This window comes from Diaphorobacter sp. HDW4B, from assembly GCF_011305535.1.
Classification (GTDB): domain Bacteria; phylum Pseudomonadota; class Gammaproteobacteria; order Burkholderiales; family Burkholderiaceae_C; genus Diaphorobacter_A.
The window spans coordinates 2,787,382-2,801,970 of the sequence record NZ_CP049905.1 but is presented as its reverse complement, the minus strand read 5'-3'; the positions used below and the strand labels follow the sequence as shown (position 1 = coordinate 2,801,970).

At 54.5% G+C, this 14,589-nt stretch carries 13 protein-coding genes; 1 reads left to right on the top strand and 12 read right to left on the bottom strand.

Annotated elements, in window-relative coordinates:
- Positions 1-6: 6 nt before the first annotated feature.
- The 10 genes from G7048_RS12845 to sucC all read right to left on the bottom strand — a co-directional run bounded on the left by G7048_RS12845 (position 7) and on the right by sucC (position 10,674).
- Positions 7-1,752 carry a phosphoethanolamine transferase gene (locus G7048_RS12845; protein WP_166068517.1) on the bottom strand — a complete coding sequence of 582 codons (1,746 nt, stop codon included), beginning with the start codon at positions 1,750-1,752 and terminating at the stop codon, positions 7-9.
- Positions 1,753-1,857: 105 nt separating this feature from the next.
- Positions 1,858-3,144 (bottom strand): sulfatase-like hydrolase/transferase, encoded by a 1,287-nt coding sequence (locus tag G7048_RS12840; protein WP_166068516.1) that lies wholly within the window; start codon positions 3,142-3,144, stop codon positions 1,858-1,860.
- A 146-nt stretch (positions 3,145-3,290) separates the two neighbouring features.
- Positions 3,291-4,067 carry a TfpX/TfpZ family type IV pilin accessory protein gene (gene tfpZ / locus G7048_RS12835; RefSeq protein WP_166068515.1) on the bottom strand — a complete coding sequence of 259 codons (777 nt, stop codon included), beginning with the start codon at positions 4,065-4,067 and terminating at the stop codon, positions 3,291-3,293.
- An 81-nt stretch (positions 4,068-4,148) separates the two neighbouring features.
- Positions 4,149-4,736, bottom strand: a complete 588-nt coding sequence (locus tag G7048_RS12830) for a prepilin-type N-terminal cleavage/methylation domain-containing protein (RefSeq protein ID WP_166068514.1) — start codon at positions 4,734-4,736, stop codon at positions 4,149-4,151.
- 275 nt (positions 4,737-5,011) lie between these two features.
- Positions 5,012-5,671, bottom strand: coding sequence for an FHA domain-containing protein (locus G7048_RS12825; protein ID WP_166068513.1), 660 nt, complete (start codon positions 5,669-5,671; stop codon positions 5,012-5,014).
- A gap of 65 nt (positions 5,672-5,736) precedes the next feature.
- Complete coding sequence (locus tag G7048_RS12820) at positions 5,737-6,552, bottom strand: Stp1/IreP family PP2C-type Ser/Thr phosphatase (RefSeq protein WP_166068512.1); 816 nt, start codon at positions 6,550-6,552, stop codon at positions 5,737-5,739.
- 319 nt (positions 6,553-6,871) lie between these two features.
- Positions 6,872-7,555, bottom strand: coding sequence for a TerC family protein (locus G7048_RS12815; protein ID WP_166068511.1), 684 nt, complete (start codon positions 7,553-7,555; stop codon positions 6,872-6,874).
- 176 nt (positions 7,556-7,731) lie between these two features.
- The gene (locus G7048_RS12810) at positions 7,732-8,427 is read right to left on the bottom strand and encodes a TerC family protein (protein ID WP_166068510.1); all 696 of its coding nucleotides are present in this window, start codon (positions 8,425-8,427) and stop codon (positions 7,732-7,734) included.
- Between the two features lie 171 nt (positions 8,428-8,598).
- On the bottom strand, positions 8,599-9,495 hold the full coding sequence (gene sucD / locus G7048_RS12805; protein ID WP_166068509.1) for a succinate--CoA ligase subunit alpha: 897 nt from the start codon (positions 9,493-9,495) through the stop codon (positions 8,599-8,601).
- Positions 9,496-9,513: 18 nt separating this feature from the next.
- A complete protein-coding gene (gene sucC, locus G7048_RS12800; protein ID WP_166068508.1) occupies positions 9,514-10,674 on the bottom strand; it encodes an ADP-forming succinate--CoA ligase subunit beta in 1,161 nt (386 codons plus the stop codon).
- A 312-nt stretch (positions 10,675-10,986) separates the two neighbouring features.
- Between sucC and argC the strand changes: the two genes are divergently transcribed.
- A complete protein-coding gene (gene argC / locus G7048_RS12795; protein WP_166068507.1) occupies positions 10,987-11,919 on the top strand; it encodes an N-acetyl-gamma-glutamyl-phosphate reductase in 933 nt (310 codons plus the stop codon).
- A gap of 73 nt (positions 11,920-11,992) precedes the next feature.
- Here argC and dprA read toward each other — a convergent pair whose 3' ends face one another.
- Together dprA and G7048_RS12785 are read right to left on the bottom strand one after the other, a co-directional pair.
- Complete coding sequence (dprA, locus tag G7048_RS12790) at positions 11,993-13,231, bottom strand: DNA-processing protein DprA (protein WP_166068506.1); 1,239 nt, start codon at positions 13,229-13,231, stop codon at positions 11,993-11,995.
- A gap of 95 nt (positions 13,232-13,326) precedes the next feature.
- Positions 13,327-14,538, bottom strand: a complete 1,212-nt coding sequence (locus G7048_RS12785) for a LysM peptidoglycan-binding domain-containing protein (RefSeq protein WP_240932969.1) — start codon at positions 14,536-14,538, stop codon at positions 13,327-13,329.
- Positions 14,539-14,589 lie beyond the last annotated feature (51 nt).

Below are 14,589 nucleotides of genomic sequence, written 5' to 3'. Positions count from 1 at the left end.
TGAGTATTATTTAAATGATGCAATAGAACAAAAATTTCTTTGGATTGCCTCGTCTATATTCACCCATTTTTGCCCTGGGGCGACAGCCATCCTTTGCCCCCCATCTGTACTAGGCGATAAGAAGCTTTGTTCGACACGATTTTCCTGGGGTGTCGCCAGCATAATATCCTTCAGCGTTTGATAGATGGCAGCGTTATTGTAGGCTCCCTCTCTATTTTGAACAATGGCCTTCAGAGCATTTGGTGCTCCATTTGAAAACTCAGCACTAGTCCATATCACTGCAGGAACTTGATATGCATCGGCTGTCGTGCGATTAATCTCCAGTTTTCCACATCGTCCCCTTGGCAACCCCTGCCCATGGTCAGATGTGTAAATCACCACAGAAGACTTTTTCATGGAATCTACTTCATCAATCAATAGATCAAGAAATTTATCCGTATAGGAAATAGAATTCAAATATGAATCCTCAACTTTGTCACCCCCTTTGAATCGTTCAAAATCTGGAGGATAACGATGCTCAAAATTGAAATGACTACCCATCGTATGTACAACAATGAACGCTTTCGCCGAGGTGGAAAGCATCCTCTTTACGGGATTCAACAAAACTTCATCGTATGTTCCGCGCTGAAAAAAGGATGAAGGATTCATGAACGCCTTGACATCAGCCTCACTCGCATATGCAGCGATGACTCCATCAAATTGCCCTATTGCTGATTGATTGGAAAACCAAGCAGTTTTGAATCCAGCAGCCGAGGCAATTGAAATAATCGATTTGGTCGCATCCCTATTCGCTCGTCCATCTGGCCAAATCAGCGGCTGATTTGTCAGAATAGATGGAACTGCTTGTCTTGTTGCAGTGGACTGAGCAACGACATTTGTAAATAGGTGCAGCATTTTCTGCTTCTCACGAAGCTCCAATTGAGGTGTGTTTTCTGGTGCATTCTTATTAAACAAATGCCAAGCATCGCGCGAAGAAGATTCACCAATCACCAAGACAACGATTTGTGGAGATTGCGTCGACAATCGAATACTCTCGGACGGTGGAAAATTCTTCATTTCCACTACTATGTCGCCAATAATTCGCCTAGCTTGAAAATATTGCAAGATGGATATAGGCAATTCAAAAGGATAAGCCAAAGGCAAATCCCCATCAGACAATACATTTCTATCGGCCTCCACAAATGCATCAAAAAAATCTGTCTGACTAACCGTATTGGTATTTACAGGAGAATTTTCAATTTTAAAAAAATCAAACGAAAAGAAAATCGCTACGATCAACACAAAAACCACGATACGTACGCGCCCGGGCCAAACTAATTCATGCTTTCGTACCAAGTACTTATACAAGCCAAAAAGTATTAAATTCCAAAGCAGCAGAGAAAGAAACCAGAGCCAGTTCAGTGTCAACAGAAGATTTTTCAGTTCACCCAAACTGGAAGCAACGCCCGTACCAATCAATCCCGCGTCAATTGCTGATCCATTGATCAGTCTGACACCAATTGAAACTGGCATCCACCAGAGAAACACAATCCAAGCAACTAGCCAGGCCTTCCAAGGAACTCGGAAAAGGCATAAAAATGCCAGTCCAATCAAGATGCTTTTCAACAAGCGCTCCTGCAAGTCGAAAATGTAAGTATCCGGGTATGCGCCACGCTCCCAAGGAATAATATTGGGAATATTGAAAGCCAAGAGAATCAGTACAAGTACACCCCATGCCCTGTATCTATAGAACAGAATATTAGTCCTCGTCATATATAGATTCAATATCAAAAAATGACCCGCGCGCTTCTCATATTATGAATTAAAAGCAGTGCCACCGAAACATCAATGATACGATTTTCATCTAAAAACTGAATATCATCTCACAAAAAATCGAATGTAAGGAACTTCATTCTTTTTGAAATAATTAAACGAAGTGGAGTCTATAAGCAGTGGCGGAGGATGATCACCAACAATAATGACCTCCAAATTCGTCATTTTTCTTTCCGACAAATATTTCGATAGTTTTTGAAAGAATTGGCTTTGAAGATTATGGTAGTTACATAAACGTTCATCAAATCCATTCGGATATACATCGCGACAGATTTTTTCACTGTAATCTTTAATATCTCGCCTGTCATACGGCATATGCGTATTCAATGTCAACCAGTACATGAATACATTATTCTTTAATGAAATTTTTTCTTCCACGATATCGAATATATCGCTATCACAATAACCGGGGAATGAATAACATTCACTGCCCGTAGCGATATGCATATTTTCTTTGAAAATAATTTCAGAGAATCCAAGCACCGGATACCAATCCAAGCGATGATACATATTTTTGCTTGCACCATGAATGGCAATTGTTTTGTAACCCGCTTTACCAAATTTTTGAGGCCAACAATCATCCGTATCCGTCGTTGATATATTTCTAAGATTTAGTTTAGACGGTATTTTTCCACATAATTCACGAAACTCACCAAAGGCTGTTGTCCCACTTGCTTGAACCACCCCTTGGCTGAAATTTTCTATATACCCGTTCGTTTTGATGGGTGCAATTTGCGCATTGACAATGTCATTATCAATCGAGTTTCCCCAAGATTCCGCCAGTATCAACAATACTCTACGAGATTTTTTAAAGTTCTCCCCCGACCCCATTACCTGCATCATTGCTGATGGATGACTAATAGGAATATATTCCACATTCTCGTGACTGAGGAGATTATGTAATTTTCCATTCTCCTTCATTACATAGCCAGAAAAATAAATAGAACTCCCAAAAATCAATTCACTTCGTTTTTCCGTACCTGGGTACAGAAAGTTGCCGGCTTGAAATGAAAAAACCACCTGAAGAGTCACAATCGGAAAGAGAAGCATCAACAAGGATCGCCCCCCCATGCATTTCAGTCTAGTTCCCCAATAGACATATGCAAGGATCGATAAAAAAACAAATGAAAAAAAACCAATGACAAACTCAGTTCTGGCTTCCCATAGTAGCGAGAGTATGCCCCATATTTGGTGATAATCAAAAAGCGTCAACACAGACGACAGACCGAGAGCCACCTCCGACAGGATCGCCACTCCAAAGATAAAACCTCCTGTCCAAAAAAATCCCAACGCGCATATGAGCAATGAAATCATTATCTCAGCGTTGACCAAATAACGTTTATATCCAAAATATATGGATGCGCACTGAAGAACGCCACAAATAAGTGCTATAGGAATAGCAGACCATATCAATGGACGCAGCTGTTTTAAATTTGGAATTCGCATTGAGTTTGCGACCTCGGCATGCAGCTTTTCACTTAAAAACCATCGACTTGAACAATAGACAACGGCCTTGCACTGTCTTTATCAATCAATGCAACCCAATCCATGGATTTATAGCTTGTGACTGGCAACCATAAAAGCTCCAATTCAGATTTGCCCAGTTTTTTCAATTCTTCTTCTATGGCATTTTTTTGATATGGGCGCTTTTTGATTAAATCATGCACAGGGAGTGCTATCTTCCTGACCTGCTCACTGACCTTCTCGTACGGCACCCAAGCTTTAGGACGATATGCCAAATCATAGCCTTGCAATGAAAGCTCCAGACTTTCCAGCATAGATCCGTCTGGAATCTCCGAGCCAATCAAGCGAACACCTTGCCATGGGATCTTGTGTAGTTCATTCGCAATCGGAGAAAGATCATCCTTCTTTATGTCTGCATAGGTGACTACTTTGAATCGGTCTACCTCGAATGCAAGAAAAATGGGGCGTGCCTGCAAAACGGCATGAATGCCTATGCAAAGTGCCACTAGTTGAATTATCAATATGCATGCCATGTCTCTTTTCAATTCGCCACGAGGCTTTTGAGGATTGAAAATAATCATGGTCAGCAACGGGCCCACCACGACATCAATGCATAGGATCATCCAAAATAGCTTGCTCCCACCCAATATTTCATTGTAGGGATATGGAAACCAAATTTTAAAAATAACAACGGCTATACCGATGGCAATAATCAGACAAAGACTCAAATGTACGAGCCCTGCTTTCAATCCCGCCTTCATTCTTTGTTTGCTAGGTGCAATCATGTCCATTGTCAGCATTCAGATGGCAAAAAAAAGGAGTGCTTAAGCACTCCTTTTTGATACTACCGGATCAAAGATCCAGTTGGTGTATTAACGGCATTCGGCGGGGGCAAATTTTGCCAGCACATTGGTGGACTTCGCGGTAAATGTAATACCCATCAGACGATTGGCATTGTTGGCCGAGGTCGGCGTTTCCGACACGCATGCCCAATCGAGTGAGCCAGATTCGCCAGCACCCCAAGCTGTAGCCAAAGCCACTGCGGCCACGCTCGAGCCCTTTGTACGCATACGAGGATACAGTTGAATGTCAATCTTGTTGCCCAAGCTACCAACAGTGTCCGCCTTGAACTTCACATTGATATGAGCAGTTGCAGTGCCGTCTGCGGTGCTACCGGCTGCATCAAACAGAACAGATTGCACATATTTGGAGTTCGCGCCAGAGCTGGAGGCTTGGTTATTCCATGTGGAGGTGAAGTTCTGGAAATCTGCCAACGATGCGACACCATCCGTGGCCAGGCCCGAGCGAGCAGGCTGCGCAAGATTGAAGCCTTCGGTAATTCTTGCACGCACCGTGTAGTCTTGGTACGCAGGCAGAGCCACGGCAGCCAGAATACCAATGATCGCCACAACGATCATCAGTTCGATAAGGGTGAAACCCTTTTGGATAGAACGCTTCATTTAACTTCTCCCCGGAGTAAATCAGTAAGTTGAGGGAACTTGAGGTTTACCCCGTGAGCCTCAAGTCTTGTGATCCTACAAGCAGCTAGCGTGCCAACTTTGATCTAGTCACCAAACCCGCATGGATTGTTATTTCAGCGTCAATCTTGGGGCTTTGGTTTGTAACGAATGACATTTTTGTTCGCGCAGAAGTGTCACTCGGGACAATTTGGGCGCGAGGAATGTTATCAAATCGATAACTTCAATAGCTTTCTTGATTTGCGATTTTTGCGCGTTCAGCGCTGGATGAACAGCATCGTCGTCCCGACGATTTCGATGCGGTCGCCGTCCTTGAGTGAGACGGGTTCCTGACTGATCTGTTCGCCGTTGAGCGTAGGTGTTTCGTCGCCTTCCACATGCGCCAGCACAAAGCCGTGGTGGCGCTTGGTGATGGATGCGACGGCCACGCCGGGTTTGCCGATGGTGGTGACGACCTTGACCAGCGAGACCTGGCGGCCTGCGGCTGCGCCCGAGAGCACCTTCACATCCGCCTGCAGGGGCGGCATCGGGGTGAGCGGTGCTGGACGGGAGTTGGGGATCTTGGGCAGGGCCATGCCTGGCTTGAAAAGCATGGTCTTTTCGTAGTCCACGGCACCTGGGCCGCCTTGGACCTCGTCGACAAAGCGAATCTTGTAGCGACCGAGTTCAATGGTGTCTCCGTTGCGCAGATTGTGGCGCTTGACGGCTTTGCCGTTGACGTGGGTGCCGTTGGTGCTGCCCAGATCTTCGATTTCGACCGCGTCATCGGTCAAGTGAATGAGCGCGTGCTCGCCGCTGACGGCGAGGTTGTCGATCACCACGTCGTTGTACGGGCGGCGGCCAAGCGTTGTGCGCTCCTTGGTGACAGGCACTTCTTTGATGACCACTCCGTCAACCGATACAACCAACTTGGGCATGATCTTTTTCCTTCCAACCTTCTAGTTCAATCGTCTGTTGTCGTAGTTACTAGCAAAGATCGGGCTCAATGTGAGCGCAGCAGTCTGGACATCAAACCGGGTTTGATATTTTTCTGCTTTTGCCCTGCCACTTGCACCAACACGACGCTGATGTTGTCGCGCCCTCCCATGGCGTTGGCCAACTGAATCATGCGTTGTGCTTTGTCTTCGAGAGACGTCGGAGCCTTGGCCAATGCTGCCAGGTCGTCATCGCCGATCATGTCGGTGAGGCCGTCCGAGCACAGAATGTACAGGTCCTGCGGCTCCAGCGGATATTCATTGATTTCTATATCCAGCGAAGTTTCCACTCCCAAGGCCCGGGTGACAAGATTGCCATGGTCCGACGCTTGGGCTTGTTGAGGGGTGATCAGGCCCGCGTCGATCTGCTCCTGCAGCCAGGAATGATCGCGCGTGAGCTGCTGCAATGCGCCATCGCGCAGGCGATAGCAGCGTGAATCGCCCACATGTGCGAGCAGCAGGCGGTCGCTGCGGAACATTCCGACGACCAGCGTGGTGCCCATGCCCATGTGCTCGGACGTGGTCAGTGCGGCTTCGAGGATGCTGCGGTTGGCTCCGTTGATGCACATTTCGAGCGCGATGCGCAGCTCGGTGGGCGTCACGTCGGTACCCAGCTCCTGCAGCAGGCGAGAGAGATGGTTGTTCAGGTAGTCCACGGCCATCGAGCTGGCCACTTCACCGGCGTTGTAACCGCCCATGCCGTCGGCCAGAATGGCCAGTCCGTTGATGTCATTCACGCCCACCGCGTCTTCGTTGTTCGAGCGAACGCGGCCCGCATCCGTCTGGGCAACGAATTCGTATTGGGATGTGGTCCGGTGAATCATGGTGACGTCAATGCTCAGCCTGGTTTCGGCAGCCGGCTGGGCTGCAGCGTCAGCCGCGATTTCACGGTCGACGCCAATCAAGTGCGATAGTTTTCCTCATCGCGATAATAGACGACATATAGAAACAAAGCGATACCAATAGCTTTTTTTCATTCTCCGTTGATTTGCAACAACAGCGGCGTTCATGCGCCCAATTGTTATCTATCGTCAACTACCTGCATGCATCGAGAAAGCGCATCCAGAACCCAAACAACGTCATCCGACGCACCATCTCGCGAGAAATTGATTCGTCAAAAAGTAAGCACGTACAAACTCATGCTCAAGCCTTGCGTGATTGGGCACGTCGTTGCAAGAGCATCCCGACTGCCACGACCAGCACAGCCCCCAGTACGGAGGCCGCATGTGGGAGCCAAGGATAGTTTGCAACAATGCCCTTGAGTGCTTCGTCACTGGTGATGGTCTCGCCAGCGACCCAGCCAATGAGCGCTGCACCCAAGGTGACGATGAAGGGAAAGCGGTCCATGATCTTGATGATCAGCGTGGAGCCGAAGATCACGAGCGGAATGCTGATGGCCAGACCCAGAATCAGCAGCACCATATTGCCTTGTGCTGCGGCGGCCACGGCGATCACGTTGTCGAGGCTCATGACCAGGTCAGCGAGCAGGATGGTGCGAATGGCAACCATCATGCTGTTGGAGCCCTTGGACTCGGAGTCGCCTTGATCGTCGCTGGTCAGCAATTGCATGCCGATCCACAGCAACAGACAGCCACCCACGATCTGAAGCCAGGGCATTTGCAGCAGCTTGGCAGCCAGGAAGGTCAGCACGATGCGCAGCACCACGGCGGCACCGGAGCCGAACTGGATCGCCTTGCGTTGTTGTTCCGGCGGAAGCGAGCGAGCAGCCAGTGCAATCACGACGGCGTTGTCGCCCGAAAGCACGATGTTGATGCCGATGACTTCCAGCAACCCGATCCAGAACGCAGAGCTAGACAGCAACTCCATGAGTCACCTCCCTATGACCATTGAAGGAATCATTCTCTGACTCGATGAGAATGCCTGCTCCGGAGCATAGTGAAGACCCACCTGCCGCCGATGTCAGTCAACAGGCTGTTTGACATGCAGAAAAGCCGAGCCTTCTTGCGAAGACCCGGCCTTTGGACTTGATTGGAGTGCCAGTGTCAGGCGGCAGCGGTTTCGGCCTTGGCCTCGTTGCGTGCCTTGACGAACTTGCCCACGGCCACCACCAGAATCGCGCCAGCGGCAGCAGCCACATAGTGCAGCCATGGATGCGCGATCGCGTAGTCGTGCAGGAGGTTGTCGTTGATGATGGTTTCGCCGCCCACCCAACCGATCAGCGCGGCGCCGAGCGTGACGATGACGGGGAAGCGCTCCATCAGCTTGATCATCAGCGTGGAGCCGAAAATCACCAGCGGAATGCTGATCGCCAGACCCAGAATCAGCAGAACCATGTTGCCCTGCGCTGTGGCGGCCACGGCGATCACGTTGTCCAGGCTCATCACCAGATCGGCGATCAGGATGGTGCGAACGGCGGCCATCATGCTGCCCTTGCCCTTGGATTCGCCTTCGCCGTCTTCATCGCCGGTCAACAGTTGGTAGCCGATCCACAGCAGCAGCGCGCCGCCGATGATCTGCAGGAACGAGAGTTCCAGCAGCTTGGCCGCAACCACAGTCAGCACGATACGCAGCACCACGGCTGCGCCAGAGCCGATCATGACGGCTTTCTTTTGCTGTTCAGGGGGAAGAGAACGGGCTGCGAGCGCGATGACAACGGCGTTGTCGCCCGACAGGATGATGTTGATCCAGATGATCTTGACCAGCCCGATCCAGAAATCGGGCGAATTGAGAAATTCCATTGTTACTCCACTGTTATGTATGCGAAACGCCAGCCTGAAATCAGACTGGCGTTTCTTTATGGAGTCCGCAGTGTAGAAGGGCGCAAGCCCCTCGTCATGCGTAGTAATGCGTAAGCATTTAAGAGTTTCACCGCGCAAAGGCGCGCGGTAATTCACTCCATTGCTATCAAATTACTTGATCAGCGCTTGCAGCAGACGACCCATTTCGGATGGATTGCGTGTGATCGTGAAACCACACTCTTCCATCACAGCCAGCTTGGCGTCGGCTGTGTCGGCACCGCCGGAGATCAGCGCGCCTGCGTGGCCCATGCGCTTGCCTGGAGGGGCAGTCACACCAGCGATGAAGCCGACGACCGGCTTCTTCATGTGGTCCTTGCACCAGCGAGCGGCTTCGGCTTCGTCCGGGCCACCGATTTCGCCGATCATGATGACGGCGTCGGTGTCTGGATCGTCGTTGAAAGCCTTCATCACGTCGATGTGCTTCAGACCGTTGATCGGGTCACCACCGATGCCGACGGCGGACGACTGGCCAATGCCCAGTTCGGTCAGCTGAGCGACGGCTTCGTAGGTCAGGGTGCCGGAGCGGGAAACCACGCCGATGCGACCCTTCTTGTGGATGTGGCCGGGCATGATGCCGATCTTGATTTCATCGGGCGTGATGAGACCTGGGCAGTTGGGGCCCAGCAGCAGGGTCTTCTTGCCGCCGGCAGCTTCCTTGGCGCGCATCTTGTTGCGCACTTCCAGCATGTCGCGCACTGGGATGCCTTCGGTGATGCAGATCGCCAGATCCAGATCGGCTTCCACAGCTTCCCAGATGGCAGCGGCTGCGCCTGCTGGTGGCACGTAGATCACGGAAACGGTGGCACCGGTTTCCTTGGCTGCGTCCTTGACCGAACCGAAGATCGGGATGTCGAAAATCTTTTCGCCAGCCTTCTTGGGGTTCACGCCTGCGACGAAGCAGTTCTTGCCGTTTGCGTATTCCTGGCACTTTTCAGTGTGGAACTGGCCGGTCTTGCCCGTGATGCCTTGGGTGATGACGCGTGTGTCTTTGTTGATGTAGATAGACATGGTGTTTCTCTCCAGGGCTTACTTGACGGCAGCGACGATCTTGGTGGCCGCTTCGGCCATCGTGTCTGCGGAGATGATGGGCAGACCGGATTCGGCCAGCATCTTCTTGCCCAGCTCTTCGTTGGTGCCCTTCATGCGCACGACCAGCGGCACGGACAGGTTCACGGCCTTGCAGGCGGTGATCACGCCGGTGGCGATGGTGTCGCACTTCATGATGCCGCCGAAGATGTTGACCAGAATGCCCTTGACCTTGGGGTTCTTGAGCATGATCTTGAAGGCTTCGGTGACCTTCTCGGGAGTGGCGCCGCCGCCCACGTCCAGGAAGTTGGCTGGCTCGCCGCCGAACAGCTTGATGGTGTCCATGGTGGCCATGGCCAGACCAGCACCGTTCACCAGGCAGCCGATGTTGCCGTCCAGCGAGATGTAGGCCAGGTCGAACTTGGAGGCTTCGACTTCAGCAGGATCTTCTTCGTCCAGATCGCGGTAAGCGACGATTTCTGGATGACGGAACAGCGCGTTGGAGTCAAAGTTGAACTTCGCGTCCAAGGCCATCAGATCGCCCTTGGAGTCGCAGTTCAGCGGGTTGATTTCCACCAGCGAAGCGTCGGTGTCCATGTAGCACTTGTAGATCTTGGCGAAGATGTCGACAGCTTGGTCGATCGACTTGCCTTCCAGACCGATGGCAGCGGCCACCTTGCGCGATTGCGCTTCGGTGATGCCGGTCAGCGGATCGATCATCTCGGTGATGATCTTTTCGGGAGTGGAGTGGGCCACTTCCTCGATGTCCATGCCGCCTTCGCTCGAAGCGATCAGGGCCACCTTCTGTGTGGCACGGTCGGTCACCAGCGACACATACAGTTCGTTCTTGATGTCAGCGCCGTCTTCGATGTAGAGGCGGCGAACCTTCTGGCCTTCAGGGCCGGTCTGGTGCGTGACCAATTGCATGCCGAGGATGTCGGTTGCGCGTGCCTTCACGTCGTCGATGGTCTTTGCGACCTTCACGCCGCCGCCCTTGCCGCGGCCACCAGCGTGGATCTGGGCCTTCACAACCCAGACGGGGCCGCCCAGCTTTTGAGCTGCTTCAACAGCTTCCTGAACGGTGAATGCAGGGATGCCGCGCGGAACGGGCACACCGAAACTACGCAAGATTTCCTTGCCTTGGTATTCGTGAATCTTCATGAGGTGTCTCTCGGAGAAGTGGTTGGTGCCCGAACGCCATTCAGAACGGCAGACCAGAGAATGGGCGAATCAGGGATTAAATTCGCTTCGGATGACCACTGCCTTACACGCGAACCTCACATCTGGGTGTTGGTTGGCGCGAGAGTCAGCAGCATCCGGATATTCACAAGTCAGCCGCTCCAGAATTAGGGTGCCTGGCCGCGGGCTTCATCAGCATGGCAACTAATAAATGTATCATGCTGCGACGCACCAATCATGTGGATAAAACTTATCCCCTAGTCTGCCTTTTGGCGGACCCCTCAGGAGTACACCATGGCAAAAGTCTTTATTGATGGCGAAGCAGGCACCACCGGATTGCAGATCCGCGAGCGTCTGCAGACCATGCCGCAAGTCGAACTGGTGAGCATCGCTCCCGAGCTGCGCAAAGACCCCGCTGCCAAACGCGCGCTGATTGCGGGCGTGGAGCTGGTCGTGCTGTGCCTGCATGACGATGCGGCACGCGAGTCCGTGGCGCTGATCGACGAAGTGAGCAAAGAGACCGGCAAGACCATCAAGATCATCGACGCCTCGACCGCGCACCGCATCAAGGAAGGCTGGGTCTTCGGCTTTCCCGAACTGGCTCCCGGCCAGCTCGAAGCCGTGCGCAACGCCACGCGCGTGGCGAACCCCGGCTGCTACGCCACCGGCGCGATCGCGCTGCTGCGTCCGCTGGTCGAAGCCGGTCTGCTGCCAGAGGACTACCCGGTCGCGCTGCCTTCGGTGAGCGGCTATTCCGGCGGCGGCCGTACGATGATCGAAGCTTATGAAGCGGGCAACGCCGCGCCGTTCGAGCTCTACGCACTGGGCCTGTCGCACAAGCACATTCCCGAGATCATGAAGTACACCGGCATCACGCGCCGCCCGATCTTCGTGCCTGCCGTGGGCAACTTCCCGCAGGGCATGCTGGTGCAGTTGCCGCTGCATCTGGACACCCTGCCCGGCGCGCCCAAGGTGGCCGATGTGCACAAGGTGCTGGCCGACCACTACGCCAAGACCGACACGCCCGATCACTGGGTACAGGTGCTGCCAGCCACCGAAGACGGCAAGCTCGACGCTGTGGCGCTCAAGGACACGAACAAGCTGGAAGTGCGCGTCTACGGCAACGACAGCTACAACCACGCCGTGCTGGTGGCGCGTCTGGACAATCTGGGCAAGGGCGCGAGCGGCGCTGCCGTGCAGAACCTGAAGCTGATGCTCGGCATCTGATTTTTCGATTGCTGCCATGCCCAAAGCCGCCGAGCGCAAGCTCAGGCGGCTTTTTCATTCATTTTCCAGCGACCTACCCGCTGGCCAGACGCTGATAGCGCCCGCCCGGCAATCGCGCCACGTGGCCGTCCAGCTCCAGTTGCAGCAATTGCACCTGCAACGTGGCCGCATCCCAGCCGGTGCGCGCGACCAGCGCATCCAGCCCCATCGGGTCAAAGCCGAGCGCACCCAGCAGTTCGTGCTGCTGGTCCGAGAGATGCTCCAGCCCGCTGCTGACGATGTCCAACTGCTGCATGGCGATGGGCGGCGTCTTCGGCTTGGCCTTGGATGTAGATGTGGCTGGGGGTGCGGTTCGGGACTTTTCCAGAGGCTCGCGCGGCATCTGCAGTTCCTCGAGAACATCCTGCGCCGATTCCACCAGCTTGGCCCCCTGACGCAGCAAGGCATGGCAGCCGCGTGACTGCGGCGCGTGGATCGAGCCGGGAATCGCAAAGACCTCGCGGCCCCGTTCGCTCGCCAGCCGCGCGGTGATCAGCGAGCCCGAGGCCACCGCCGCCTCGACCACCAGCGTGCCCTGCGACAAGCCGGAGATGATGCGGTTGCGCTTGGGAAAATTGGCGGCCAGCGGTGGCGTGCCCAGAGGATATTCGCTGACCAGCATGCCGCTGAGGGCGATGCGCGTGGCCAGGTCCTGGTGGGCGCGCGGGTAGACGCAATCCAGCCCCGTACCCACCACCGCGATGGTCGCTGCAGTCGATGGCTGGGCATCGGCGGCCAGCGCGCCTTCATGAGCGGCCGCATCGATGCCCAGAGCCAGGCCCGAGACAATCGTCAGCCCGGACTCGCGCAATGCCTTGGCAAATTCGCGTGCATTGCCCTTGCCCTGAGGCGTGGGGTTGCGACTGCCCACCATCGCCAGACACTGCCCACTGGCCGCCGCCAGACCGCCGTTCTGCAACAACTGCCTTGCGCCTTCCACATACAGCAGCAAGGGCGGGTCGTCGGTCGCAAGCAGATGAGGCGGATAGTCCGGGTCGCCCAGCGTGCAGATGGTGCGCACGGGCATGTTGGGGTTGCCAGAAGGTGCCTCCAGCCAGCGCACAGTCTGATCGACCATCCTCCAGAGGTTGGCCGGCTCTTCGAGCAGTGCCTGCGCCTGCGCGCCGGAAACGCAGGAACGCAACGTGCCAAGCGATTGTTCGAAGATTTGCTGCGGCAGGCCGAAAGCCGCCAGCAGCCTTCGCGCCGACTGGTTGCCCACGCCCGGCGTGCTCATGAGCCGCAGCCAGGCCGTCAATTCATCTCGTTGCATGGTGTTTTGCCTCCCCCCCAAAAGAAAATGCCGGCTCGCATGAACGAGTCGGCATTCTTCTGTCCGTGAGGCTGAGCAGGCAGCCTGCGCGCGTCTTACTGAGGATTCACCATCCGGTCACCCACGGCCACGCCATAGCGCACCTGCAGCAGCAGCGCATACGACACGTTGTCGAAGGTGCGGAACACCATCGCCATGCCGTTGGCTTCGCTGGGCAGCTTGATCATGGAGCGGCTGCTGTCGGTCTTGTCGCGGATGCGGTCACCCTTGGTCAGCACGGTCAGAATCATGCCGGGCTCCAGTCCATCGTTGACGCCGCGGTTGATTGCTACGACCTGATTCTGGCCCGCATTGGTCACAGAGGAACTGCCATAGATCGAAACAACGCGTGCATCCACGTCATCGTAAGGAGCCCGTGGAACATAGTTCATGAAGCTGCGTGGCGCGAGCGGCAACAGGCGGTCGCCGACACGCACTTCTTCCTTGACCGACGCGATGTCGAGCGTCGCCGGCACCGGGTCGGTATTGCTGCCGCCCTTGCCATTCGGTGTGACTTCCACGGTTTCGCCGCGAACCATCTCGGCACGGCCCACGTACTGCGCTTCGTAGCCCAGAATCTTGCCGGTTTCCGGGTCCTTCATCGGGATCGCGTTGCGGAAGATGCGGAAGTTGCGATCCTCGCCCGGATCGGTCAGTAGGCCCTGGCCGCTGATGCTGCGCGCATAGATGCGGTCACCAGCGCCCTGAATCGTGCGGGTCTCGGTCGCGGCCACGATGCGCGGTGCCAGCTCCAGCGTGTTGCCGGGCAGCACTTCGGGCTCGACCAGGAAAGGCTCGATCAGATGCTGCTGCACGGTCGGCAGCGCTGTTCCGGCCACGCTGTCCAGACGCGAGCGAGGAGTGACGCGCACGACATCGGACTCACCATTGCCACCACCACGCGTGGACAGGCGCGCATAGCCGTCGGACTTTTCCAGATACAGCGTCTGCCCCGGATAGATCAGATGCGGATTGCGGATGGCCTCCATGTTCATGCCCCACAGCTCGGGCCAGCGCCAAGGCTTTGCGAGGTACAGACCGGAAATCGACCAGAGTGTGTCGCCGCGCTTGACGACGTACGTGTCCGGTGCATTGGCCGTCAAATCGGCCACTGGTACGCCGCGCGAGGCCACTTGCTGTGCGGTGGCGCGTTGCTTCGGAGTAACAGAATGCTGTTGCGCATGCGCCCCGGAGGCCAACACCGAGCCGGCGATCAAAGCCAGCGCCGCAGCCACCCGTGAAACGCTTGCTTTGGAAGGTACGGCCATGTTGTTCATCTTTTCACGCATTGAATTTCGCCCTCTCAACGACCATATGGC

What these genes read in the sequence shown, in the direction of transcription:
- G7048_RS12810 (WP_166068510.1), bottom strand. Translation starts at nt 8,427, where the DNA reads ATGGAATTTCTCAATTCGCCCGATTTCTGGATCGGGCTGGTCAAGATC.
- dprA (WP_166068506.1), bottom strand. Translation starts at nt 13,231, where the DNA reads ATGCAACGAGATGAATTGACGGCCTGGCTGCGGCTCATGAGCACGCCG.
- G7048_RS12820 (WP_166068512.1), bottom strand. Translation starts at nt 6,552, where the DNA reads ATGATTCACCGGACCACATCCCAATACGAATTCGTTGCCCAGACGGAT.
- G7048_RS12830 (WP_166068514.1), bottom strand. Translation starts at nt 4,736, where the DNA reads ATGAAGCGTTCTATCCAAAAGGGTTTCACCCTTATCGAACTGATGATC.
- argC (WP_166068507.1), top strand. Translation starts at nt 10,987, where the DNA reads ATGGCAAAAGTCTTTATTGATGGCGAAGCAGGCACCACCGGATTGCAG.
- sucC (WP_166068508.1), bottom strand. Translation starts at nt 10,674, where the DNA reads ATGAAGATTCACGAATACCAAGGCAAGGAAATCTTGCGTAGTTTCGGT.
- G7048_RS12815 (WP_166068511.1), bottom strand. Translation starts at nt 7,555, where the DNA reads ATGGAGTTGCTGTCTAGCTCTGCGTTCTGGATCGGGTTGCTGGAAGTC.
- G7048_RS12825 (WP_166068513.1), bottom strand. Translation starts at nt 5,671, where the DNA reads ATGCCCAAGTTGGTTGTATCGGTTGACGGAGTGGTCATCAAAGAAGTG.
- sucD (WP_166068509.1), bottom strand. Translation starts at nt 9,495, where the DNA reads ATGTCTATCTACATCAACAAAGACACACGCGTCATCACCCAAGGCATC.
- G7048_RS12845 (WP_166068517.1), bottom strand. Translation starts at nt 1,752, where the DNA reads ATGACGAGGACTAATATTCTGTTCTATAGATACAGGGCATGGGGTGTA.
- tfpZ (WP_166068515.1), bottom strand. Translation starts at nt 4,067, where the DNA reads ATGGACATGATTGCACCTAGCAAACAAAGAATGAAGGCGGGATTGAAA.
- G7048_RS12785 (WP_240932969.1), bottom strand. Translation starts at nt 14,538, where the DNA reads ATGGCCGTACCTTCCAAAGCAAGCGTTTCACGGGTGGCTGCGGCGCTG.